This window comes from Exiguobacterium sp. s143, from assembly GCF_018618895.1.
Lineage (GTDB): Bacteria > Bacillota > Bacilli > Exiguobacteriales > Exiguobacteriaceae > Exiguobacterium_A > Exiguobacterium_A abrahamii.
Genome location: NZ_JACSMX010000001.1, coordinates 1,209,055 through 1,231,669 on the forward strand (window position 1 = coordinate 1,209,055; position 22,615 = coordinate 1,231,669).

A 22,615-nucleotide genomic window follows, 5' to 3' on the forward strand; every position below is an offset into this window, starting at 1 on the left:
GAGGTCCGCGATGCGACCGACGTTACCGCTTCTTTATTTACTCATCACCTATGGGGTGATGTTACTCGTTAGCAGAACACCATTCGTTCCAATAATTGCCGTTCTTGCGACGCTACTTGCTGTGACGTTCGTCGCTGTTAAAGCAAGGCGTTGGTTCTTTCCGAAACACCCGGAACGTTCGGTCGGCATCGCGATTCTCTTGTTCGCAAGTGGTCTCTGGATCAACTTTATCCTGACCTTCTTTCCGCACCCACCGGAAGTCGACTCTGCTGCGAACCTGACATTGACCGCCTTTTTAATGTTGACGGCCATCGCCTTTTCCCGATTGATCGACTGGTCATCGATCCGTCATGCGCGGCTTCTCTACGTCGACGGTATCCTCTTATTCGGGATGGTCTTCGTCTTCGGTTACACGGTCATATTGCAACATGTACCGACGTTCGCTCGCTCCGACATCGAGTTCGTTGCCATGCTCGGCTACGCGATTAGTTTTATTGCGCAGTTGTTCTTCTTTCTGGTCTTATATGCGACAGGACTTCGTGGACCAGCACACAGACGACTGATCCGCGCGATGATGGTATTCATCTTGGCGAACTTCGGTTATTATACGTTCTTCGTTCGTGATGAGTTGACGTTCGCTGCTTGCTTCTTCCCGCTTTATGCGGTCAGTTTGCATGAACTAGCTGTCTATTTCAAAGATGTCCCACCAAAGCAACCGGCACGCGATCGACTCGGGCGACCGTATTTGCCGTATATTAGTTTGCTTGTTCTGATGACAGGCATCACGTTCCTCCCGATGGCGCAGGATGTCTACTTCCCGACCCTGATCATTTTGTTCTCGTTGTTTACGTTCCGGCAGTTTTTCTCCGAACGTCTCAATCGTCAGTTACTAACGGAACTCGAGACGTTCGAAGTCGATTTGACACACCGGATCGACCGCCATACAACACAACTCGAACTCCGGAAGGAAGAGTACCGCCGCCTGTTCCTCGCCCACCCACAACCGATCATTCGTTTCGACGGCAATGGGCATGAGAAAGCGATGAATCCGGCAGCAGAACGTTACTTCCCGCACGGGTATGTTCCTGATGCGTTAGTCGATCAATTGATTGCGGCATTTCTGAAACTTGAGACTGGTGAAAAACAACTCTTGATGCGTCCCGTCGACGGACGGACATTCGAAGTGACGTTGATTCCGATTCCGGGTGAAGCAGATCTTTACGTCATTCTGTCCGATTTGACGGAAGCCTTATCGCAAGAAAAATGGCTCCAGGAGCTCGGTTATCACGACGCCTTGACGGCACTTCCGAATCGCCGGTATTTCGAGGATCACCTTGGAGCGCAGCTCGCAACCTTAACCGAAGGATCACTACTATTCATCGACCTTGACGGCTTTAAGCAGATTAATGACCGCTATGGGCATGACGCCGGCGATTATGTCTTGCAGGAGACAGCACGGCGCTTGCAACTTGATTTAATACAGGATGATTTAGCGGCGCGCCTCGGTGGAGATGAATTCATCGTTTTCCTCGCTCGCAGTCGCGCAGAGACGATCACCTACGCTGAGAATGTCCTCCTTCGCTTGAACGATCCCTTCTTCTTTGACGCTACTGCGATGCAGGTCACGCCGTCAATCGGCATCGCTCGTTATCCCGAGGATGGTCGGACGACGAGTCTGCTCTTAATTCGCGCCGACGAAGCGATGTACACCGTCAAGCAGGAAGAGAAGAACGCCTACCGCTTTAAATGAACGGCAAAATGCCCTATCCATGGAAATGGACAGGGCATTTTTAGTGAGCTTACGACTCACGACGATATTTTTCTTCTTCATAAGCATCTGGCGCATCGGAGACAGGGCGTTCGAACTCTTCCCATGATTCCGATTCAACGTCCGGTTCAATGAACTGATCGTACGAGCCATCCGATTGGAAATACGGCTGCGGTACCGAACGTTTCTTGTCTTCCCGCTTGGTCACGAAAGATCCCTCCCTCACACAAGAAAGTTACTGACGAGAATCAAAATACGGTGAAAAACTATGATCGACTTCCTCATACGGATCAACGTACGATTTACGACTCGTTTGCGTCTGACGCAACTGACTGATTTGTACCCCTAATTTAGCCGTTTCTGCTGATAATTTCAAGTCGATTTTTCGACTATCAGCGACGAGTTCCTGGATGACGGCTTGGTTGGCACCGGCTAGCAGATTCGAGTGTGCCGCGATGAATGCTTCTCGTTCGTTCAGCAGACCTTGAATCTTCTCGATCCATTCATCATACGTCTCTTCATTCGGCGTTTGATCAAGTAATTCAATCAATCGTTTCGTCTTCAGGCGAAGCGGATCGAGCGGACTCATCGTTGCCGTGCGAGTTTCATCGCTTCTTTCCACGTCTCGCGGAACTCCTCGGCAAAACCGATCACTTCGTCAATTGCAACCAAATCATTTTTTACGTTGGCATCAATCAGCCGTGTTTGCATGTAGTCATACAGACTGTTCAAATCCTTTGATAAGGCGATCGATTGATTCAACGTCAATTGCAATTCGGTAATGATTGCTTGTGCTTTTTGGATATTCGTATTTTTTTGTTCAATCATCTTCTGTTCGATCGCTCGTTTTGCGAGCATTGAGAATTTAATCAAGCCTTCGTATAACATCAACGTTAAATCTTGAGGTAACGCCGTCGTTACCGAGTTCGTCTGATACGTCGCATAAGGGTTCATCGCGTTTCCTCCTTTTTATTGTCCTTGTCCGAGATAACCGGCAAGCGTCGCCGATTGACTGTTCGCTTGATTCATTGCTTGTTCCATCGCCGCGAATCGGCGATAGTAACTGTCTTCTTTTCGTTTCAACTTGTCTTCCCACGACAACATACTCTTATCGAGATCAGCGAGTGATTTTCCGAGTCGATACGTCGTCGCTACCGCTCCGTCACGTCCAGCGACGCCAGAAATCTTATCACGAAGTGTCGTCGCAAATCCTTGAATCTGACGCACGAATCCGTCCAGTCCATTTGGGTTTGGAACGGTGTTACCTTGCCCATCTTTCGTCGGTTCCGGCGCATCAGCTGTGAATAGTTTAAAGACACCTTCCGGCTGTTCTTCAAGCATCTTCTTCAATTTCGTCTCATCTATTTTTAGCTTTCCACCGTCACGAAAGTCACTCGTTGAAGTGATCCCGATTTGCGACATGTACCGGAGTTGAATTGTATCCGTACCTGACGTATACGAGTAACCCGTATCGACCTTTGACGAGATTGCACTCCTAAACTGATTCAGCCCGTCCTGCAAGTAGCTATCATTCTTGAGAACACCGCTCATTGCTTTTTCTTCCCATTTTTTGACTTCGTCCTCACTTAGTTCTTTCCTTTGCGCATTCGTCAATGGTTGGAAATCACGATACTTCTCCTCACGAACCTTTTTGTTCATTTTATCGATGACATCGTTGTATTTATCGACGAAGTTCTTAATCGAATCAAAGTTTTTCTGTGTATCGAGTGTCGTATTAATCGTCGTCGCTGTCGTCGAGACATTATTTAACGTGATTGTCAGTCCGTTTTGCGTGAACGTGTTCGTTGTCTGTTCGAGTTCTTGTCCACCAATCGTGTACTTCGCATTCTGTCCTTCACGACCGAATGTGCTGTCTTGTGAATTAACCTTCGCAGTATTATCTGATGCATCGACGATCGAGATTTCCGCTCCCGCGGTGTTTAAGTTACCGGTACTCGTTTTCGTTAAGACCAGTTTTCCTGTTAAATCGTTGAAGACGGCATTCATTCCAAGACTGGTTTTACCGTTGATCGCTGCTGTTAAGTCAGAGATTTTTTGTGTTGCGTCCAGTTGCAGTGTCTCCGTCACCGCTACGCCCGTTGCATCAAATGTATTGATTTGGACATTGATTTTGCCATTCGCATCTTTCGTGAACAGTCCACTTTCTTCAAGAGTTGCATCACTCTTCTTTCCGCTTGCCGCAATGAGTGTTACGGATGCAGCACTCGCGAGTTGACTAATACTGTCAATCGTCACACTGCCAGTTGACGCTGTTGGACTCGCCGTCACCGTCAACGCCGTCGGATTCGAGCTCGTGACCGTTTTCGATTGATAATTCTTTGATAATAACATGTCACTTGCAGCTGTCCGAAAATCAAGCAATGCCCGATTCATCTCTCTGTACGCATCACGTTGCCATGTCAACGTCTGTTTCTTTTGCGATAAACGATCAACCGGTGCTCGCTCCGCCTGCATCAATTGTTTAATCATCGTTTCCGTATCAATCCCACTCGCAAGACCACTTAGTCGAATCCCTGCCATCCAATCAGTCCTTTCTGTTAAATCCGTTTATCGATTAATTGATTAAATTCCATGAATGCCGCAAAGAAATCGAGTTCTTTTTTACTTGGGATTTCTTGCACGACGTTATTATTCGTATCGACGACTTGAATGTAATATTCGTTTAATTTTTCATGTTTGACGAATTTAAGTCCTGTCCGTTGCAGTTCAAGTTTTACATTCGCCTGCTCCATCGCCGTCTCAAGTTTCGTGATGTGTTGCGGTGTCGGTAGGACAACGACTCCTTCTTCTGCTAGCGCTTCCTGATTCGCTTCCACAAACACATTGCGTGTCGCTTCGTACGGCAGGACGTTCGAAGGCAGATGAAGGCGAATTTCCGTATTAATGGAATTCATAGTCGGTCACTCCTTATTTGTTCTCTATGTAGTATATCGGCTGAATTAGATATTTTATAAGTATTAATTTAAGGAACGTGATTTCAGGGTAAAAAGAACGTATGTTTCTATAAAAAGGAGGTATGATAATGCTGTTGCTAAACAATCTATCGTCACAACAACAAGCTATTCTATTAGCTAGTATTCTAGGAGATGGAGAAATCACAAAGTGTTATTCAAGTTCTAGGCGAAAGAACAATAGTTATCGCGAACACTTTGGAGAGTCACAGCGATTTTATCGGGAATGGAAGCGACAACAACTTCCTGATTTGCTATACATTCGTCAAAACAACTTAGTGTCACGCTCCCTTCCTTTATTTACGGAACTTTATCCTTACTTTTATCCATCTGATCAAAAAGATATTCCTTTCGCCTTACTCTCCTTATGTAATCATCCGCTTTTCTTATTGACCCTCTATCTTGATGACGGCTCACTAATTGTCTCAAAACGCCTTACATCAAAACAACAACTGATTGCTTCTCCTACAATCGCACTTTACCTTCAGTCTTTTTCAAAACAGTCACTGACTCTGCTTTGTGAATGGCTAAATCATAATTTCCGACTCTATTTCAGAGTAGCCAAAACGTCGAATGGCTCCGGATATTTCTTGCGAACAACTCGTTTTGAAGACACGATGCAGTTTCTTGATTATTTGACACCCTATGTAAATGAGTTACCTGACTTTTCGTATAAACTCGATTGGAAAATTCGATTGAAACAAATACAACAGGATCACCCACATGTAAAAGTCTTAAGCGCAATGCCAAATCGGTACTTTAGTCCACTAGAAATAGAGCAATTGCTGAATGACATGTCAAACGAAGTTCCTATATCAGAAATCGCTCAACGCTTAAATCGATCGACATGGTCAATCTACGCCAAACTCAATGCCATTAAAAAAGGTCACGGAACGAGTCCGTGACCTGAACAATCGATATGTGCCAATTACGATTAACGGAGTAATTGGAGAACGCCTTGCGGCTGTTGGTTCGCTTGCTACGCGCATTAGCTTTCGCTAATGATAAGACTATATCTTCATCCCTAAAGTTCAAGGAGCTGGGCACTTCCCCCGCCGTTTACGGAGTACGGATTTCATAACCATCGGACAAGTCCATTAGGTCGTCTATCCTAGTCGTTGAACCTTCACCAAGGTTTCCCTACAGGTGCTTGGCTGCTGATTGTCCAATCCTCGATGTTTTTCAAAACGTTCACGCCCGCCGTTTCCAGCCACGTTGTCGTACATTAAGGCTCTCAGGAGTTCCAGCAATTCACCCAGTCATGATCTAACCCGTTGCCAGATTAGACGCCCGGTAGAATCAATCATCGAAGGAGTTGGAGAACGCCCTGCGGTGTCTGATTCGATTGAGCCAACATTGCTTGTGCAGCTTGCGCAAGAATCGAGTTCTTTGTTTGGTTCATCATTTCTTTCGCCATATCAACGTCACGAACGCGTGATTCAGCCGCTGTTAGGTTTTCAGAAGATGTTTTAAGGTTGTTAATTGTGTGCTCTAAACGGTTTTGAGTAGCACCAAGTTTAGAACGCTCAGCTGAAACTGTTTCAATCGCATCGTTTACTGTAGTGATGGCTGTGTTAGCACCAGTCTGAGTAGTGATGTCAATACCAACTGTTGAAGCTTCATCTGTTCCCGTACCAACTGCAAGTGCAGTTGCATCCATGTTACCGATGATCAATGTGAGGTTTTGTGATTCATTCGCACCAATCTGGAATACTTTACCGTCAGTATCTGAACCATCAAGTAATTTTTGAGTGTTAAACTCAGTAGTTTTAGCAATACGTGTAGTTTCTTTTGCTAACTGAGTAAATTCTTTTTGTAACTCTTCACGATCAGTAAGTGTGTTAGTATCGTTGGCAGATTGAGTCGCTAATTCACGCATCCGTTGAAGAATATCATGTGTTTCGTTTAATGCACCTTCAGCTGTTTGAATCAATGAGATACCATCTTGTGCGTTACGTGAAGCTTGGTCAAGTCCACGAACTTGTCCACGCATTTTTTCAGAGATTGCAAGACCAGCTGCATCATCTCCTGCTTTGTTGATGCGAAGACCTGAAGCGAGTTTCTCCATTGATTTTCCTTGCGCTGCAGAAGCTGCAGACAACTTGTTGTGTGTGTTAAGAGCTGTAATGTTGTGATTGATAATCATTGTAATTTCCCTCCATAGGATAAGTTTTTTGTCTCTTTGAAGATCCGTCTTCTCCGAGATGTGTCCCCTGGCCGGCCCAAGGGTGACACGGTAGAATTAGTCGATGACTGCTTCCACCTTATATATCGTCGTCCGTTCGAAATGTTTAACAGCTTTCTTCAAAAAAATGCAAAAAAAATCGTACATCCGGTTTGGACGTACGATTTTCTCATAGTTTAGAGACGCGTTGCACCCGTCTCTTCTTGTAATTGTTCAGCTACGGCAACCAATTCTTCCATCGCTCCATTGACTTCACCGAGTGACGCCGCTTGATGACTCGACGCCTGCAAGACTTGTTCTGCATGCTTCGATGCTTCCTCGACCATCGCAAGGATATTTGCTGTCGTTAAGCCGACCTGGTCGATCTCTTGATCCGATTTGACGACGAGTTGGTCAACTGATTTCACTCGTGAATAGACGTTCTCTGTTGAATGATGAATCTCTTCGAACGACGATCCTGCTTGTTCGACGAGTCCAACTCCTGTCGCGACTTCACTTTGAACATCGGTCATTGCATTCGCTGTATCATTGACAAGACGCTTGACACCAGAAATCAAATCCGTAATTTCTTTTGCGGATGTCGCTGTCTGTTCCGCGAGCTTCTTAACTTCTGCTGCAACGACGGCAAATCCACGTCCTGCTTCACCTGCGCGTGCCGCTTCAATCGATGCATTCAAACTGAGCAAGTTCGTCTGTGCTGAGATGTCACTAATGACATCGGTGATCCGTGAGATCTCACCTGTCATATCCGTCAAGCGACCATTAAGTGTCGCCGACTGTTCCATCTTCTTCGAAATCATGTGCATTGCCTCAACAGAATCTGTCGCGAGCGTCTTCCCGTTCTGGGCTTCCGTCTGCATGACCGTCGCTGATTTCAAGGCTTCGTTCATCTCTTTTGCGACTTCATCCATCGTCCGTTTGACGGCACCAAGCGCATCCATCGACAAGTAGGCTTGATCGACATTTTCGTTCATCTTCGCTGATAGCTCTGCCATCGCTGAACGAATACTCTCACCTGATGCATTACCTTCCTGGACTGCTGCTGCGATTTCTTGCGCGGACGCTGTCAGCTTATCGCTTGAACTGCCCATCTGTGTCGCCTGTTTGCGGATATGTAGAACCATGACTTCGAGTTCATGCATCAATTGGTCGACTTCATCCCCGCGCTTCGCTTCCTCAAAATCGACGTTGAAGTTGCCGTTCGCGACTTCGCGCGCCGTCTCTGTTGCCTTTTCGATCGCTTTGATCGGTTGACGTAAGATCAATTGCGTCAACGACGTCCCTATCAACGATAACAATATGCCAATCCCTGCTCCAATCCAGATTGCGTTCGTATCCGTGACATCAAGTCCACGGTGGAGATAGAGCACGAGCTGAGCTGAGATGCCGATCGTGATGACTGAGATCGCCAAGACCCAAAAGAATAACCGTACTTTCAAGTTGCTTCGTAATTTACGCATAACCGAAACTCCCTTTCCTGTATCTTTTTTCACCGTCCTCTCTATCGGTTTCTTTTGGAACCGTTTTAAGTCAGTTGACCCGATTTGCAAAAACGATTCCCAGTGAAATGACAAAAACACATCAAAAAGAGTGATGGATCAAATCGTCCATCACTCTCTCTTTCTTATTTCCGCTCGATCTCAACATACTTATACGAAATATCCGTTCCGACATTATGACGGGCGAGATTTTTGACTTCCGTGTTTTGCAAGAAAGCATTCTTTCGTTGGTAGACCGGTGAGATTGCCTGATCGTCGAGCAACAGGCTTTCTGCTTTACTGAGTAACGCAAGACGTTTGTCTTGATCGAGCTCACTTTCAGCCTGTTTCAAGAGACGGTCATACTGTTTGTTCGAGTAGTCCATCATGTTGAACGGGTTACCGGTCGTGAACAAGTTCAGGTATGTCGTCGCATCTTGATAGTCTGGTGCCCAGCTTGCAAGTGACAGATCGTAGTCCCCTCGTCCTTCACGTGCGAGACGTTCTTTCTTCGGTAGTGACAACAATTTGACGTCGACGTTCTGTTTCTTCAACGCGCCTTGGATGTACTCACCGATTTTTTTCGAGACGTCATCGTCTTCGATCAACATCGTCAATTCAAGATTTTGCTTTGCCAGCACTTTGTTTGCCGCTGTTACATCATATGACGATTCGATTTGACGCGCACCATCGTATTTCGGATCAAGTTCTTTCGGCACGATGTAGTCAGCAGGAAGTGATCCGTTCCCGAGTAACGTTTCTGTCATCGCTTTTTTATCATATGCCGCGTCGATCGCTTGGCGTGTTTCTTTATCCTTCAAAGCATCCGTTTTTTCGTTCATCCGGATGAAGAACATCCGTGAATCGCTGAACGTGTTGTACTCTTTTTGATCCTTGTACGTCACGACGTTCTCCGAGTTGAGTGGTGCGACATCGAGTTCACCGGACTCGAACAAGTTGATCGCAAGCATCGGATCCTTGATGATTTTGACGTCGACTTCGTCGATTTTGACGTTCTTCCGGTCTGCGTACTCAGCGTTTTTCGCGAGTGTATAGCCTTGTTCGGCTTGATATTTTTTGAATGTGAACGGTCCGTTGTAGACGTTCGTCTTTGGATCTGTTCCGAACTGGTCGCCTTCTGCTTTGACGATATCTTCCCGGACCGGCATGTACGTGCCGAACGTCGTCATGCTGAGGAAGTATGGTGTCGGGCGTTTCAGTTCAATTCGAAGTGTCTCGTCGTCGACCGCTGTCGTTTTTTCGACTGGCTCGAGCAAGTAAGCGAACGGTGAGTTCGTTTTGATGACGCGCTCAAATGCATAACGGAAGTGCTCTGCTGTGACGGGCTTTCCGTCCGACCATTTCGCATTCGGGTCAAGCTTGAACGTATAGACTTTTCCGTCTTCAGACACGCTATGTGATTTCGCTGCCGCCGGAACAAGTTCGTTGTTCGCGTCGAAGCGATAGAGTCCTTCGTAGATTTGATTGAAGATGTTTGATGTGATGGCATCTGCCGGGTCAACCGACAGGAGGTCGTAACTCTCCATCGTATGCAGGACTTTTTTGTCCGCTTGTTTGTCTTCTGCTGGTTCTGTCGTTGCACATCCTGCTAATAGGACTGCCGTACTCGCCGCTGCGATCAATGTCTTTTTCATGTGTAATGCCTCCTGAGAAATATGATGAGCGTTGGATGATTCGGCATACCTTGACGTACAACAAAAGGCGTCCTCTACGCATAGCTAACAGCTAATGCATAGAGGACGCCTGTATCCGCGCGGTGCCACCTCTGATTGAGACGAAAAATCGTCTCCACTTGTCGCTGGTCCAACAACCAGCTAGCCCAGTAACGGGGGCAACCGTCCTGTCTACTCGAAGGTTCAACAGGCTCTCAGCGGTCCATTCTCGTTCAGCTTACCGTGTCAGGCTCTCACCATTCCTGACTCGCTTGGTCGGCAGTGTTGACGATACTTACTCCGCGTCGTCGATGTAATTGATATGGCTTAACTTGTTGTTTACTTTACACGGCTTGTTTTTCGCTGTCAACGAAAAAAACTCAGAACGGATGGTCTTCTTGTTTTTCTTGTTCCCGACGGACCGGACGTGGTCGAATCGGTTCGACGTGTTTGACATGTGTTCGTGTAACGATTCGGTTACTGAGTGCTGCGTCCACGAGAATCGTGATTGCTGCTGCCATGTGTAAGAACATCCCGACGACCGGAATGACACCGACCGTTGATGCGACGATCCCAACGATGTTCCCTTTTGAGACATTTCCGGCACGTGCCGTCAATACGACGACGACGATGTGAAACGCCAGCATCAACCACAGGGCATTGTAACCTGAGAAAATAACGATTGAACCACCTAGAAGCGGAATCCCGAGCACCGCTTCCATTCCACCTGATACCCACTTCAACGTCCGCAATGAATCCTGTCGACTCTCCATGACGTCGCCTCCTCTTTTTTTCCATATGTCTAGTATACGACGGATTGCAGAAAAGGTTCCAACGTTTTTGTTTAGTTTCTGTAATAGTAATCATAAAAAAAGCAATCGACGAATGTACTCAAGTCTTGCTCCCTTTCCTCAGGCGAGACACAAGCCGCGACTCTTTCGCTTCAAGCAAAAAGCCGGGTCTTGTTTGTCTCTGACAGCGCAACTGCGCTTTTTCCTGTAGGAGTGGAGCACCTTGAGTGTCCAGCATGCACTGGAATATCCGTCAATCGCTCATTATTTTAAACCGCCAACACGTGGAACTGATAGCCACGATGGACGACGAATCCTGCCTCTTTATAAAGATCAAGTGCCCGGTCGTTATCCGTCTCGACGTCAAGCTCGAGTTGTGTCCGACCTGTCCGGAACAATGCTTGAACCATCAGCTTCAGCATCTTCTTCCCGTAACCATTACCTTGCGCTTCCGGACGAACCGCGAACGCATGGATGCTCGCTTGTGTATCGGAAGCAAGATAAGCACGGATGACGCCGACCGGTTTGCCGTTTGCGACACCGATGAACGTAATCCGGTCGTCAGATTCAATCGCTTGATAGATCGACTCTGCTTCTTCGTCCGTGTTCCCGAACGATTTACCAAGCGTCTCGACGATGAACGGACGGTCGTCTGCTGTCGCTTCGCGTAATTCGAAATCAGGATCGGCTTTTAAGAACAACTGCGCCTTTTTCAAGATCATGTTGTACTCCGTCATCCGGTACTCAGCACCTAACCCTTCGAGGACAGCTTGACCTGACTCACTTGCATCGTCAATGACGAACGTGAATGCTTCGACGCCTGCTTCCGTTGCCTGCGCACGTGCCGCTTCAACGAGTGCTGTGAAGATGCCTTGTTTTCGGTAATCCGGATCAACGAAGACATTCAATTCCCACTCCGTCGGTAAGTACGCGAATGCTTGTAAATATCCAATCAATTGCTCGCCATCATAGATTGCGAAATCGTTCTCGCCGACCCAATCGGCTGCGACCTTTAATTCAATGCCATCATGATCGTTGACACATTTTTCGAGTTGTAATACATCTGTTGTTTGTTTGACGTCTGTGACGTTCCATTCCATATTCATTCACCTCATTTTCAACTATACCGAACGAACAAAAGAAGCACTAGCAAAAGCTAGTGCTCATTGCAGTTTAAATGTCTTCATCATCTGCGGGACGTCCTTGACGATCAAGTTCTCGATCGCTTTTTTACCGACAGCACCTTTGACGGCTTCCGTCGGTAAGACGTAGTAGTACGTTTTGCTACCTTTCGTCCCGAGATATGTACCATATCCGATTTCACGGTCGAACTGTTTTTTCGAGAGCTTCTTCGGCTCGTAGTTCAAATTGACGAGCAACTGATCCGCGCCTTTGACTTTATAATAAAAGGCGAACGTACCACTTCGCGTGACAACACCGTATTTCGATTTGACCGTCTTGTTTTTGACAAGTTCGACTTTATCTTGTTGGATCGCCTTTTTTAACGCGTCCGTCGTCTTGACTGTATAGCCGAACGATTCGTTCGCGACGACCCCTTTACTATATGTCACGTTGCTTGCAGCAAAACCCGTCACCGGAGTCAGACATGCTCCGAGTAAGACTCCTGTCATTGCGATTCGTTTCATGCTGACTCCCCCTTAAAATGATCGATAGTAATGGATTCCCTTTTGTGAAATAGGTAAACTCTATTCTCGAAAAAGATTTGACGGAATTGTCTAAATTTCTTACGATAGGGATAACGAAACGAAATGGGGTTAAAGCGATGACTGAACAAGAACAATTAACGCAAGAACAGCTCGATAACTTGCTCAAGAATGCGTTTGCAATGCAGGTTCCGATCCTCGAGAAGTTCATGAAGGATACACACGATCGTTATGCACTCGCAACGACGTCGTTCAAGCGTGACATGGAAGCGATGAAAGAGACGGAATGGCATCAGTTCTTCGCTAGTAAACTGTTACCGCACTTCTTCCTCGAGCACCTCGGATTCGGTGCATCGTTCCGCTTCAACGGACACGACAAGGAAGTCGATCTTCCGGAAAACGTCGTGCCGGTCCGCAATGATGCCGATGAGCAAATCGATAAAGTCGTCCTTGGGGTCAAAAAGGCGATGCAAGACGAGCACATCAAGAACCACGATCTCGTCGCGAACTTCTATAAGGAAACACTCGAACTCGCGTGCCAAATGGGTAGCCGTGTCGGGATGAGCGATGAGTTCTATACTCTCGTCAAACCAAGTCTCGTTCATGCGAACGAAGGCGAATGATCTTTAACTTTTACCAACATTAATAGGAGAACAGCTTCTGTGTGATACGGAAGCTGTTCTCCTTTTTCGTGTGCCTATTCCAGAACGAAGTAGCTCATCCGCGACTCCTACAGGAAAAGAAAGTGCCAATAGCACTTTCGTCAGGGACTAGTAAGACCCGGCAGATGGCACGGAGTGCAAGATGCCGCGGCTTACTCCCGCCTGTGGAAAGCAAGGATGACGGAATCGTTCGTCAGAATCCTCTATCATTCTACCCCATCAAAACCGAACGTAGAACACCGCTCCTCCACCACTTCGGTCGCGAACACCATAGTCGAATTGATGACTATCAAGAATCATCCGACTGATCGCAAGACCCAGTCCATGTCCGGCACTGCCTTCTTGTTTGACGTAGACGTCCCAGATCGTCGCTCGGTCTTCTGCCTGAACTCCCGCGCCTTCATCTTCAACTGTCAATTCGTCATGCGTTAAGCGAACGGTGACCGTCCCGCCGACTGGTGAAGCAAAACGGGCGTTCATCAGGAAGTTGATCAAGACGCGTTCGAACATGCGTGGATCAAGTGACTGCCTAACCGGTTGCAGCTCGGTCGTAAGCGTCAGCCCTGCTTGCGTGAACGTCCCGCGCAGGCGTTCATTCGTCATCGACACGAGTTCATCGAGTGCCACATCTGTCCTTTCTAGCGGCATCCGTCCACCAGCAAGCTTCGAATAAAGCAACGTCTCATCAATCAGATGACCGAGTCGATCCGTCTCCTCGATGATGCTCGTCGTCACGTCGGGCAGTTCAGCGACGGGAATGACACCTGCTGCCAGTGCCTCGGTCTCGTTTCGAATGATCGCGAGCGGCGTCCGCAAGTCATGGGTGATGCCGGCAATGAACGTCTTCTGTAGATGATCCTTCTGTTTGAGTTGCGTCTGCATCTCGTCGACCGCGTCAATCAACTCCCCGACTTCATCCTTCGGTCGCGCCGGCAGGACGACGTCCGTTTCGCCAGCACCAATCTTTTGAGCAACGGATCGAAGCGTGACGATCGGTCGTGTCAGGTGTCGTCCCATATAGTAAGCGAGTAACGATGCGAGTAATAGGGTCACGAGTAACGCGAGTCCGATCGCGAGATAAACACCACTCAGCGCACTACTCGCCAGTGGTGCTTGTCGGACCGTCGTGATGCGCGTTCCGTCAACCGTCAACTGATACGTCAGCAACCGTTCATTTTGCACTTCAATGACATCTTCCTTCTTGAGATTATCAAGAAGTGGCAACCGCCCCGCCGGTCCGCGCGCCCCAATCCGTTGCGTCAACCCGTCGGTCGTCAAAAACCCTTGAATATCACGCGGTATCGGCGTGTCGGCTTCAAGCGCTTGTTTAATGATGTTCGCTTCCCGGGCGAGTTGATCGTACCGTTCGCCTTCTGCGAATCGATTGACGAGAAACGCCGTCAAGACGAAACTGAGGATCCCCATCACGAGCAGCGGACCGACGACAGCGTATAAGAACTTACGTATCAAAGGACGCCGTTTCATTCAATCGCCTCCAATCGATAGCCGACCCGGTGGACCGTCTTCAATTGTTGTTTAATGACAGGTAACTTATCCCGTAATTGTTTAACGTGTGTATCAACGGTCCGGGTATCGCCACCAAACGCGTACCCCCAGACGTCATCAAGAATCTGATCCCGACTCAGTGCCTCCCCGAGGTGTTCGATGAAGTAAAGCAACAGTTCGAATTCCATTTTTGCGAGACTGATCGCCCGCTCACCTGTTTTGACTTGGCGTCCCTTCTCATCGATCGTCAAGTCACCGAACGCATGGCGAGCGACCGGACGGACTTTAAGTGCCCGTTCAAGCCGGATCGTCAATTCTTTCAGGACGACCGGTTTGACGAGATAGTCATCGGCACCGAGTTCGAGTCCGAAGACGCGATCATCGGCCTCGCCGCGTGATGTCATCATGAAGACGACCGGTGGCTGAACTTGTGATTTGATACTTGGTACAAGTGACCAACCGTCCCCGTCCGGTAAGCGGACGTCGATCAAAACGGCATCAAACGCTCTCGTCAGGCACTGTTTCGCCTCTGCTAACGAACCGGCAATCGTCACCTCATACGCATGGTGCCGAAGGAAACGTGCCGTCACCTGCGCTAATTTTTGTTCATCTTCAATCAATAGTACGTTCATGGTCATCCCTCCACTCTTAGTGTAGCGCCTTTTTGCCTACATTTGCCTTTCTTCGCAGTTTCTTTGCAACTTCCTCACAACTTCTCTTTCGTGACCCTCTACCATAAAAGGTGAAAGGAGTGATCATCCCATGACATTCAAAAAACAATGGATCACTGCATTGACAATTAGCGCATTAACAGTCGGAGGCGCATCAGCATACGCTGCGACGAACGACGACTCGAGCACGACAAAACAAGCGAAACACGGGCACCACTTCGAAGGTATGAAAAAACATGATATGACGCTACTCTTGAAAAAATTGAACCTGACACAAGCTGAGGCAGATGCTGCCCGGGAAAAAGGGCAATCAATCGCCGATCTCGCAAAAACAAAAGGAATCTCGTTCGCTGATTACAAAAAAGCAGAACTCGCAGCAGCGAAGGAGCAGCTGGCAAGTCTCGTTAAATCAGGCGACTTAACGCAAACGCAAGCAGACGACATTTTGAAGCGTCAAACGGAACGGTTCAGTGGCGTCAAGAGCTACGCTGAACTCAAAGACAAGATGCCGATGGGTCGCCACGGTGGACCAGGTTTCTTCAATGAATCATTGATTGCTGACGTCCTGAAGGCACTCGGACTGAGCCAGTCGAAGTTCGACGCAGCGAATCAATCGCTTGCTGCTTATGCGAAGGCACAGTCGATCAAGTTCGCCGACTATAAAAAAGCATTGCTTGCGGCGCAGACAAGTGAACTCAATCAACTCGTCAAAGACGGGAAGATGACGAAAAAGCAAGCAACGGAAATCAAGTCTCGACTGACAGAGGAATATAAGGATGCAAAGAGCTACGACGATCTTCCGGATCGCGGCGAACACGGTAAGCGTGGCGACCATGGACCGGGTGGTGTCTTTGGTGATTCAACATCCGCAATTTTAAAAGCACTTGGACTCGATGAAGCGAAATTTAAAGCTGCAAAGCAATCATTACCTGAATTCGCGGAAGCGAACAAGATCGCTTACGCCGATTTCGAGAAAGCCGTCCTGACAGCTCAAACTGCTGCGATTGATCAACAAGTCAAAGATGGCAAGCTGACAGACAAACAAGCGAAGCAGATCAAGGAACACATCCAGTCTCGAGCGGATGAAGTCTCAAGCTACGCTGATTTGAAGAAAGGACCAGCACGCGATGGTGGTCATGGTCGAGGACACGGACCTGGTCCGGACGGCGACATGCCGGGCGCACCGGATCAAGGAACGGATACCGATCCAAATGCCAGTGACACGTCCGTCGATTTAGCGATTTAAGGATGAGACCGAAGCTCTTTCATGAGAGTTTCGGCTTTTTTGTGTTCGATTTAGGACAGATGTCTTTTAATCATGATTTTCATATACTGGTTCACTTTTTTGAAAAATAAGTCTATTCCTTGAACGAAGGTTGCAATTTCCATTTCCTACACCCGATACTAGTAAAGAGAACGCTAGTATTGTAAGGAGGTGACGTGGATGGCTTTTCATGAAGCGATGAATCGGATTCGTCAATCCGACACAGCCCCACTCTATATCGGTGGACTGGAAGTGTCCCGTCCGGAAACGGCGGAAGCCTTCTTTCAGCAACAGACAGATGCAATCTTTTTATTCGATGCCTCTGGAACGATCATCTATTTCAATGAACAGTTACCAGACATGCTCGGCTATTCCGCTGAGACGCTCTATGAGCATTTCGCTGTGTTCAATCCGCCTGATCAGATTGAAGCGGTGACTGCCTTTTTCACGCGTGCCTTAAACGGTGAGACCGTTCATTATACGGCGCAAGGACTTCATGCTGACCAACACCGGGTCACATTAAAGATCACGAACATGCCAGTCGAACAAGACGGACAAGTCATCGGTGTCTACGGAGTCGCACGCGATATCACACGTGAAAAACAACTCGAAGAAGATGTCTCGTCGATTCGTTCTCAACTTGAACTGACGGAACAGATTCCGGAACTCGTCGTCTTTCACTTCGACGTCAACACACAAACAATCGAGTTTTCTCCCGCTTTATTGCATTTTTTAGGTCTTTCAGAAGTCAACGCGACGACGCTTGACCAAGGACAGTTATTTAGTCGGATTCATCCACGTGACTTCGATCCGCTCCGGTTCGAGATGGAACGTTTGATTGCGGGTGAAAAGGAACGTTTTGAAATGGAAGTCTCCCTGTTGACCGCTGACGATACCTATCAGCTGTTGCGCTTGAAAGCCTTTCATCGTCCACATCATCCAGATCATCTATCGGTCGTCCTCTATGATTTATCGGAAGTCGACGAAGCGCGACGTCAACTCGTCACGGAACGGGCACAGGCACGTGAAATCTACGAAGCCGTTAATGCCGCGATCTCACAAATCGACTTGTTCTCGGGACGAATCCTCTTTCACTCACAAGGTTTCCTGCACATCTTTGAAGAATTGCCGCAGGATTTAATTCTTAGTCGTGAGTGGTTGTTTGAACGGTTGGACGTCCGTGATCACGCGGCGATGAAACAGTTCATTAGACGGTTAGTCGACGGTCAGGCGGGTACGATCCAGTATCGTCTTCACTTCCCGGATGGTCGCGTCAAATGGATCGAGGACCAACAGATCCCGGTCTTCCAACTAGACGGCACGATTGCTTACACAAATAGCATCATGCATGACATCACGCTTCAAAAAGCGTACGAGGAACAATTAAGGCAGCTTGCTTTGCGTGACGCCGTGACACATCTGCCGAATCGGCAAGCACTCATCGAGACGATTGACGCGTGGCAAGAAAAGAATCAATCGTTCTTCGTCCTCACTGTCTCCTTCAACCGGATCGCTGAGATCAACAACGCCTTCGGACACGGTTCCGGTGATCAGTGGCTACAAGGAACGGCAGCCTTATTACAACAAACAAAACCGGACGAGACGTTTCTCGGGCACCTTGGTGGCGATGAGTACTCCTTGCTCGTACCGACGAGCTATAAACAGGACGTGACGACATGTGCTGAGGCACTACTCGACTTATCGGAAACACCGATCTCGATCGAACCGTATGCCTTGTTCGCGCGAATCTCGGTCGGGGTCAGCCGATATCCGGAAGACAGTACGGACGCTGTCGAATTATTGAAGCATTCCTATACCGCCTTACGTCGCTCACGTCGTGAAAACCACAGCGCGATGCACCACTACGCATCGAATCTTGATATCGATTACTACCGACGCTATCGTCTTGAGCAGGACTTGCATTATGCGATTGAGCGTAATCAACTGTTCCTCGAATATCAGCCGAAAGTCGATAGCTGGACCGGAAAAATCGTCGGTCTCGAGGCATTGATTCGCTGGCAACACCCGGAATGGGGACGCATTCCCCCGAACGATTTCATTCCGCTTGCTGAAGAGAGTGCCTTACATGTCGCAATCGGGGACTGGGTCGTCGAGACGGCGTGTCGTTCGATGCAACACTGGAAAGCAACAGGCGCAGAGCTCGTTCCGATTTCCGTCAACGTCTCACCAAAACGATTCTTGATTCCTGGTTTTGAACATCATATCGAGCGGATGCTATCGACGTATCAGCTCGCACCTGAATTACTTGAACTCGAAATCACGGAAGCGGCCTTGATCATGGATGACCCGATGACGAGTCGGACGCTTGAATACGTCAGTCGGATCGGCGTTCGGATCGCACTCGACGACTTCGGGAAAGGCTATTCCTCGATGGTCTATCTGCAACGGTATCCGATCAACGTCATCAAGATTGATCGACAGTTCGCAACCCACATCACGGATGACGCCAAAGCCCAAGCGATCGTCAAAAGTATTCTCTACATGGCAGGTGAGTTCAATCTAACGGTCGTCGCAGAAGGCATCGAGACACTTCGTCAGCTCGATACGTTCCGGACGCTCAATTGTCCGAGTATCCAAGGCTACCTGTTTAGTCGCCCGGTGCCAGCGGACGTCATGGAATCGTTCCTCTTGCGCGAGATCTTGTATCCGATCGAAGCCTGTTCCTTGTCGAGCGATACGGTTCCTCGCTTCTCTGTCTCAGGAAAGGTTCGCATGTTAACGCATCATGAACGACCATTCGAACTTCCTTTTTCGGACATCGAAGCCCATCAGACGAGTACGCGGGCGCTCTACTTTTCAACGAAGACACCGTTACCGTTGTCGGATGCGACGTTTGAGGTTCGCTTAAGTGAAGGATTACAACTCGTCACGTGTACGGTGACGATCACCGGACAGGAAGATGAACAATATATCGGCGAATACACGAATCCGACAGAAGCGGAACAGATCATGCGGTTCTTCCAGTCGTTACGTTATCGCCCTTGATCTCTCCACGAAGACGTTCACACACGTCTTCGTGCTTTTTTGTTATAGTAATCGTAAAGCGTTTTACTTCTGAAGGGAGGAATGGCATGCAGTCACCACTACCTACGAAACATCATCGCCGCTCTACGAAAGGTCAGCTCTTTCGACGATTATTGATGCTGACGATCGGTGCCATCATCTTCGCGCTTGGACTGAAAGGATTCCTTGTTCCAAATAACATCATCGATGGTGGAATCGTCGGGATCTCGATCATCGGCTCAAAAGTGACCGATACGACGCTCGCCTTATGGCTGTTCTTCTTGAACATCCCATTCATCTTCTTTGGCTACAAACAAATCGGAAAAACGTTCGCCCTGTCGACGTTATATGCCATCTTCGTCATGGCGATCGCAACAAAACTCCTCGAGCACATCGGTCCGCTGACGAGCGTGGATTTGCTCGCGACCGTCTTCGGTGGCTTGATTCTTGGAATCGGCGTTGGCATCGTCATCCGCTCGAGTGGATCACTCGACGGAACCGAGATTCTTGCTGTCTCCTTCAGCCGCTCAACGCCGTTTTCAGTCGGTGAGATCGTCATGTTCTTCAACGTCTTCATCCTCGGCGCCGCTGGCTTCGTCTTCGGTTGGGACCGGGCGATGTACTCGTTGATCACCTATTTCGTTGCCTTCAAGACGATTGATGTCGTCATCGACGGACTCGATCAGTCGAAGAGTGTCTGGATCATTTCGGAGAATTACGAAGAGATCGGTCTTGCAATCATGGATCGACTAGGTCGAAGCATGACGTACTTAAACGGAGAAGGTGCCTTCACCGGCGACGGTAAAAAAGTCATCTTTTGCGTCATCAGTCGCCTCGAGGAATCAAAACTCAAAGACATCGTCCGTGACTTCGATGAACAAGCCTTCATTGCGATCGGCAACATCCATGATGTCCATGGCGGTCGCTTCAAGAAAAAAGATATCCATTAACCGAATGAAAGGAAGGAACACGGGTGTGGAAAAAACATCGTAAGAAAATCATCGGTGGCGTGATCGTCATCGTGACGCTTGCTGTCATCGTCGTCATCGGGATTTCCGGTTATGTCGGCTCCTCGTTGACGCAACCGGGACGAGAAGCCTTGACGACGACACCAAAGAAAGCGGAAGGACTCGACTATGAAGACGTCACCTTCCGCTCCTATAAAGACCGGACACGTTTGTCCGGCTGGTGGATGCCAAGTGAGGATGCAAAACTGACGGTCGTCTTCGCCCACGGTTACGGCAAGAACCGGGAGCAAGAAGATGTTCCGATCTTCCCGTTATTCAAGAAGTTCCACGACGCGGGCTATAACGTCCTGACATTTGATTTCCGCGGGTCCGGTGAATCGGACGGAAAACGTGTCACAGTCGGTGCAAAGGAACAAGATGATTTGCTGACGGCCGTTCGCTACGCGAAGTCACGGTCTTCAAAACCAGTCGTCCTCTACGGTATCTCGATGGGCGCTGCAACATCACTCGTGACCGCTCCAAAGGCGGACGTCGTCGGCGTCATCGCCGACAGCCCGTTTAGCGATCTCGAGAACTATCTCGCAACGAATCTGCCTGTCTGGAGCGGATTACCGAACTTCCCGTTCACCCCGATCATCCTGGAGATCACGCCACCTCTGACAGGCCTCAATCCAGAACGGGTGAAACCGATTGAAGCGGTTCGACGGATCGAGTATCCGATCCTGTTGATCCACGGGAAGGACGACGATGCGATTCCGGTCACGGAAAGCATGAAGATTCAAAAGGCGGCACCGCGCTCCGAGCTCTACGTGACGGAAAATGGTGGACACGTCCAGTCGTATGCGCACGACCGGAAAGCATATGAAGAGAAAGTCATGACGTACTTGTCAGATCTGCATTGATGAAAGGAGATTGACATGCAACAGTTATCGTTGTTCCTGACCTTTTTCGTCGCACTGATAGTCATGACAATCGGACTGCTCGTCTCCCGCCGTGCCGGCTATCGTTTACCGTACGGACGAACGATAGCCTTGATTTGGACCGGCTCTGCCCTAATCGGACTAGCTCTTTACTTATTACGTTAAACGAACAGCCGCTCGCTTCCTTGACGGAAACGAGCGGCTGTTGTTTGTGCTTATCGTTTTAGTACGGCAGCGCCGACAATCTTCAAGACTTCCGGACGACTGAGTTTCTCTTTCCCTTTTGCAAGGGCATCCAGCGTTCCATGTGCGAGTGCAAGTGGAATGTGACAGAATTCATAAATCGTCGTCTCCTTCGGAATGGACGCAAGGTAAGCATCGGCTTCTGCGAGATTCTCGCGCGCATAAGCAAACATCGTATCCGTCGTCCAACCAGGTGGGAAGTAACCGACACCACGCTCCGCATCCTCCTGTTGGTTACGCAGGATGTTGACGGCTTGTAAACCACGACCAAATCCGATCGCTTGCTGTTTATCAGTGACGATACCAGCCTTCCAGTACCAGATGTCGGATAACATGACACCGACGAGTCCGGCGACATAATACGTATACTCGTCAAGATCCGCTTCCGTCTCGACCGTCCAGTCACGCTCTGCCCAGACAGCCATCCCTTCTGCCATCTCCGCCGTCGAATCGAGGACCTTCGGACGAATTGCGGCCGGACAATAGGCGATCCACTCCGGTAGACGGAGTGTCACTTCCGGTAGGTGCGCCGTGTAGGGCGCAATCAACTCGAGATAGGTCGTAGCGGAGAACGTGCCCCGCATCAATAACGCTGTCTCGCGAAGCAACATCGTCTTGACGTCCGTCGCCAAGTCCTCATGGTCTTCAATCTCATCGATGGCACGCATGCATAGATAAGCAGCACCGACCGCTTCCTGTAAGTCTTGCGATAGTCGACTAATCGGGATATAGAAGGTGCGACTCGTCGCTTTTAATACACGGTTCGCGTCTTTTTTCAGCTGCTTCGTCTCATTCATTCCTGACAACTCCCTCTTTGGCTCAAAAG

General features: G+C 48.6%; 22 protein-coding genes and 1 other annotated feature. Of the genes, 8 read left to right on the top strand and 14 right to left on the bottom strand.

Translation table 11 applies throughout. The features are described 5' to 3' along the window. Window positions 1-10 precede the first annotated feature (10 nt). Window positions 11-1,750 (top strand): sensor domain-containing diguanylate cyclase, encoded by a 1,740-nt coding sequence (locus KNQ03_RS06460; RefSeq protein ID WP_214723917.1) that lies wholly within the window; start codon window positions 11-13, stop codon window positions 1,748-1,750. Window positions 1,751-1,799: 49 nt separating this feature from the next. Here KNQ03_RS06460 and KNQ03_RS06465 read toward each other — a convergent pair whose 3' ends face one another. From KNQ03_RS06465 to KNQ03_RS06485, 5 genes are read right to left on the bottom strand one after another with little or no spacing between them, the layout of a single operon-like run. Continuing rightward, the gene (locus KNQ03_RS06465) at window positions 1,800-1,976 is read right to left on the bottom strand and encodes a hypothetical protein (RefSeq protein ID WP_167507588.1); all 177 of its coding nucleotides are present in this window, start codon (window positions 1,974-1,976) and stop codon (window positions 1,800-1,802) included. A 27-nt stretch (window positions 1,977-2,003) separates the two neighbouring features. Continuing rightward, the gene (locus KNQ03_RS06470) at window positions 2,004-2,357 is read right to left on the bottom strand and encodes a hypothetical protein (RefSeq protein ID WP_029342509.1); all 354 of its coding nucleotides are present in this window, start codon (window positions 2,355-2,357) and stop codon (window positions 2,004-2,006) included. Continuing rightward, a complete protein-coding gene (fliS, locus tag KNQ03_RS06475) occupies window positions 2,354-2,722 on the bottom strand; it encodes a flagellar export chaperone FliS (RefSeq protein WP_056063022.1) in 369 nt (122 codons plus the stop codon). Before fliS ends, KNQ03_RS06470 begins: the two co-directional genes overlap by 4 nt. Window positions 2,723-2,737: 15 nt before the next feature. Continuing rightward, window positions 2,738-4,309: a flagellar filament capping protein FliD gene (fliD, locus tag KNQ03_RS06480; protein ID WP_149427782.1), complete on the bottom strand. Its 1,572-nt coding sequence runs from the start codon at window positions 4,307-4,309 to the stop codon at window positions 2,738-2,740. A gap of 17 nt (window positions 4,310-4,326) precedes the next feature. Next, window positions 4,327-4,683, bottom strand: a complete 357-nt coding sequence (locus tag KNQ03_RS06485) for a flagellar protein FlaG (protein WP_149427783.1) — start codon at window positions 4,681-4,683, stop codon at window positions 4,327-4,329. A 128-nt stretch (window positions 4,684-4,811) separates the two neighbouring features. Between KNQ03_RS06485 and KNQ03_RS06490 the strand changes: the two genes are divergently transcribed. Continuing rightward, window positions 4,812-5,645, top strand: coding sequence for an endonuclease (locus tag KNQ03_RS06490; RefSeq protein WP_251140240.1), 834 nt, complete (start codon window positions 4,812-4,814; stop codon window positions 5,643-5,645). Between the two features lie 398 nt (window positions 5,646-6,043). On the opposite strand, the gene KNQ03_RS06495 is transcribed toward KNQ03_RS06490, so the two are convergent. From KNQ03_RS06495 to KNQ03_RS06520, 6 genes are all read right to left on the bottom strand, one after another. Continuing rightward, window positions 6,044-6,886, bottom strand: coding sequence for a flagellin N-terminal helical domain-containing protein (locus KNQ03_RS06495; protein ID WP_214723919.1), 843 nt, complete (start codon window positions 6,884-6,886; stop codon window positions 6,044-6,046). A 215-nt stretch (window positions 6,887-7,101) separates the two neighbouring features. Further along, window positions 7,102-8,385, bottom strand: coding sequence for a methyl-accepting chemotaxis protein (locus tag KNQ03_RS06500; RefSeq protein ID WP_214723921.1), 1,284 nt, complete (start codon window positions 8,383-8,385; stop codon window positions 7,102-7,104). Between the two features lie 164 nt (window positions 8,386-8,549). Continuing rightward, window positions 8,550-10,058, bottom strand: coding sequence for a peptide ABC transporter substrate-binding protein (locus KNQ03_RS06505; protein WP_214723923.1), 1,509 nt, complete (start codon window positions 10,056-10,058; stop codon window positions 8,550-8,552). 98 nt (window positions 10,059-10,156) lie between these two features. Continuing rightward, window positions 10,157-10,394: a binding site (T-box leader), on the bottom strand. 62 nt (window positions 10,395-10,456) lie between these two features. Then, entirely contained in the window at window positions 10,457-10,849 is a 393-nt protein-coding gene (locus tag KNQ03_RS06510) for a hypothetical protein (protein ID WP_064299399.1), read from the bottom strand. Window positions 10,850-11,136: 287 nt separating this feature from the next. After that, window positions 11,137-11,967 (bottom strand): GNAT family N-acetyltransferase, encoded by an 831-nt coding sequence (locus KNQ03_RS06515; protein WP_064299398.1) that lies wholly within the window; start codon window positions 11,965-11,967, stop codon window positions 11,137-11,139. Between the two features lie 63 nt (window positions 11,968-12,030). Continuing rightward, window positions 12,031-12,513 carry a hypothetical protein gene (locus tag KNQ03_RS06520; protein ID WP_064299397.1) on the bottom strand — a complete coding sequence of 161 codons (483 nt, stop codon included), beginning with the start codon at window positions 12,511-12,513 and terminating at the stop codon, window positions 12,031-12,033. A gap of 137 nt (window positions 12,514-12,650) precedes the next feature. Here KNQ03_RS06520 and KNQ03_RS06525 point away from each other — a divergent pair, with 137 nt between their 5' ends. Continuing rightward, on the top strand, window positions 12,651-13,154 hold the full coding sequence (locus tag KNQ03_RS06525; RefSeq protein ID WP_023469278.1) for a hypothetical protein: 504 nt from the start codon (window positions 12,651-12,653) through the stop codon (window positions 13,152-13,154). Between the two features lie 258 nt (window positions 13,155-13,412). Here the strand turns inward: KNQ03_RS06525 and KNQ03_RS06530 are convergent, their stop codons facing one another. After that, the gene (locus KNQ03_RS06530) at window positions 13,413-14,678 is read right to left on the bottom strand and encodes a HAMP domain-containing sensor histidine kinase (RefSeq protein WP_214723925.1); all 1,266 of its coding nucleotides are present in this window, start codon (window positions 14,676-14,678) and stop codon (window positions 13,413-13,415) included. Next, the gene (locus tag KNQ03_RS06535; protein WP_214723927.1) at window positions 14,675-15,331 is read right to left on the bottom strand and encodes a response regulator transcription factor; all 657 of its coding nucleotides are present in this window, start codon (window positions 15,329-15,331) and stop codon (window positions 14,675-14,677) included. Before KNQ03_RS06535 ends, KNQ03_RS06530 begins: the two co-directional genes overlap by 4 nt. A gap of 130 nt (window positions 15,332-15,461) precedes the next feature. Between KNQ03_RS06535 and KNQ03_RS06540 the strand changes: the two genes are divergently transcribed. The 5 genes from KNQ03_RS06540 to KNQ03_RS06560 all read left to right on the top strand — a co-directional run bounded on the left by KNQ03_RS06540 (window position 15,462) and on the right by KNQ03_RS06560 (window position 21,711). Then, a complete protein-coding gene (locus KNQ03_RS06540; protein WP_214723929.1) occupies window positions 15,462-16,616 on the top strand; it encodes a hypothetical protein in 1,155 nt (384 codons plus the stop codon). A gap of 198 nt (window positions 16,617-16,814) precedes the next feature. After that, the gene (locus KNQ03_RS06545) at window positions 16,815-19,640 is read left to right on the top strand and encodes a sensor domain-containing protein (protein WP_214723932.1); all 2,826 of its coding nucleotides are present in this window, start codon (window positions 16,815-16,817) and stop codon (window positions 19,638-19,640) included. Between the two features lie 86 nt (window positions 19,641-19,726). Beyond that, window positions 19,727-20,608, top strand: a complete 882-nt coding sequence (locus KNQ03_RS06550) for a YitT family protein (protein ID WP_035410093.1) — start codon at window positions 19,727-19,729, stop codon at window positions 20,606-20,608. A gap of 23 nt (window positions 20,609-20,631) precedes the next feature. Further along, complete coding sequence (locus KNQ03_RS06555; protein WP_214723934.1) at window positions 20,632-21,528, top strand: alpha/beta hydrolase; 897 nt, start codon at window positions 20,632-20,634, stop codon at window positions 21,526-21,528. 15 nt (window positions 21,529-21,543) lie between these two features. Next, complete coding sequence (locus tag KNQ03_RS06560) at window positions 21,544-21,711, top strand: hypothetical protein (protein WP_167507589.1); 168 nt, start codon at window positions 21,544-21,546, stop codon at window positions 21,709-21,711. 50 nt (window positions 21,712-21,761) lie between these two features. Here the strand turns inward: KNQ03_RS06560 and KNQ03_RS06565 are convergent, their stop codons facing one another. Continuing rightward, on the bottom strand, window positions 21,762-22,586 hold the full coding sequence (locus tag KNQ03_RS06565) for a squalene/phytoene synthase family protein (protein ID WP_029342526.1): 825 nt from the start codon (window positions 22,584-22,586) through the stop codon (window positions 21,762-21,764). Between the last annotated feature and the right edge of the window lie 29 nt (window positions 22,587-22,615).

What these genes read in the sequence shown, in the direction of transcription:
- KNQ03_RS06550 (WP_035410093.1), top strand. Translation starts at nt 19,727, where the DNA reads ATGCAGTCACCACTACCTACGAAACATCATCGCCGCTCTACGAAAGGT.
- fliS (WP_056063022.1), bottom strand. Translation starts at nt 2,722, where the DNA reads ATGAACCCTTATGCGACGTATCAGACGAACTCGGTAACGACGGCGTTA.
- KNQ03_RS06565 (WP_029342526.1), bottom strand. Translation starts at nt 22,586, where the DNA reads ATGAATGAGACGAAGCAGCTGAAAAAAGACGCGAACCGTGTATTAAAA.
- KNQ03_RS06470 (WP_029342509.1), bottom strand. Translation starts at nt 2,357, where the DNA reads ATGAGTCCGCTCGATCCGCTTCGCCTGAAGACGAAACGATTGATTGAA.
- KNQ03_RS06535 (WP_214723927.1), bottom strand. Translation starts at nt 15,331, where the DNA reads ATGAACGTACTATTGATTGAAGATGAACAAAAATTAGCGCAGGTGACG.
- KNQ03_RS06545 (WP_214723932.1), top strand. Translation starts at nt 16,815, where the DNA reads ATGGCTTTTCATGAAGCGATGAATCGGATTCGTCAATCCGACACAGCC.
- fliD (WP_149427782.1), bottom strand. Translation starts at nt 4,309, where the DNA reads ATGGCAGGGATTCGACTAAGTGGTCTTGCGAGTGGGATTGATACGGAA.
- KNQ03_RS06460 (WP_214723917.1), top strand. Translation starts at nt 11, where the DNA reads ATGCGACCGACGTTACCGCTTCTTTATTTACTCATCACCTATGGGGTG.
- KNQ03_RS06560 (WP_167507589.1), top strand. Translation starts at nt 21,544, where the DNA reads ATGCAACAGTTATCGTTGTTCCTGACCTTTTTCGTCGCACTGATAGTC.
- KNQ03_RS06505 (WP_214723923.1), bottom strand. Translation starts at nt 10,058, where the DNA reads ATGAAAAAGACATTGATCGCAGCGGCGAGTACGGCAGTCCTATTAGCA.
- KNQ03_RS06540 (WP_214723929.1), top strand. Translation starts at nt 15,462, where the DNA reads ATGACATTCAAAAAACAATGGATCACTGCATTGACAATTAGCGCATTA.
- KNQ03_RS06500 (WP_214723921.1), bottom strand. Translation starts at nt 8,385, where the DNA reads ATGCGTAAATTACGAAGCAACTTGAAAGTACGGTTATTCTTTTGGGTC.
- KNQ03_RS06510 (WP_064299399.1), bottom strand. Translation starts at nt 10,849, where the DNA reads ATGGAGAGTCGACAGGATTCATTGCGGACGTTGAAGTGGGTATCAGGT.
- KNQ03_RS06485 (WP_149427783.1), bottom strand. Translation starts at nt 4,683, where the DNA reads ATGAATTCCATTAATACGGAAATTCGCCTTCATCTGCCTTCGAACGTC.
- KNQ03_RS06520 (WP_064299397.1), bottom strand. Translation starts at nt 12,513, where the DNA reads ATGAAACGAATCGCAATGACAGGAGTCTTACTCGGAGCATGTCTGACT.
- KNQ03_RS06515 (WP_064299398.1), bottom strand. Translation starts at nt 11,967, where the DNA reads ATGGAATGGAACGTCACAGACGTCAAACAAACAACAGATGTATTACAA.
- KNQ03_RS06490 (WP_251140240.1), top strand. Translation starts at nt 4,812, where the DNA reads ATGCTGTTGCTAAACAATCTATCGTCACAACAACAAGCTATTCTATTA.
- KNQ03_RS06495 (WP_214723919.1), bottom strand. Translation starts at nt 6,886, where the DNA reads ATGATTATCAATCACAACATTACAGCTCTTAACACACACAACAAGTTG.
- KNQ03_RS06530 (WP_214723925.1), bottom strand. Translation starts at nt 14,678, where the DNA reads ATGAAACGGCGTCCTTTGATACGTAAGTTCTTATACGCTGTCGTCGGT.
- KNQ03_RS06525 (WP_023469278.1), top strand. Translation starts at nt 12,651, where the DNA reads ATGACTGAACAAGAACAATTAACGCAAGAACAGCTCGATAACTTGCTC.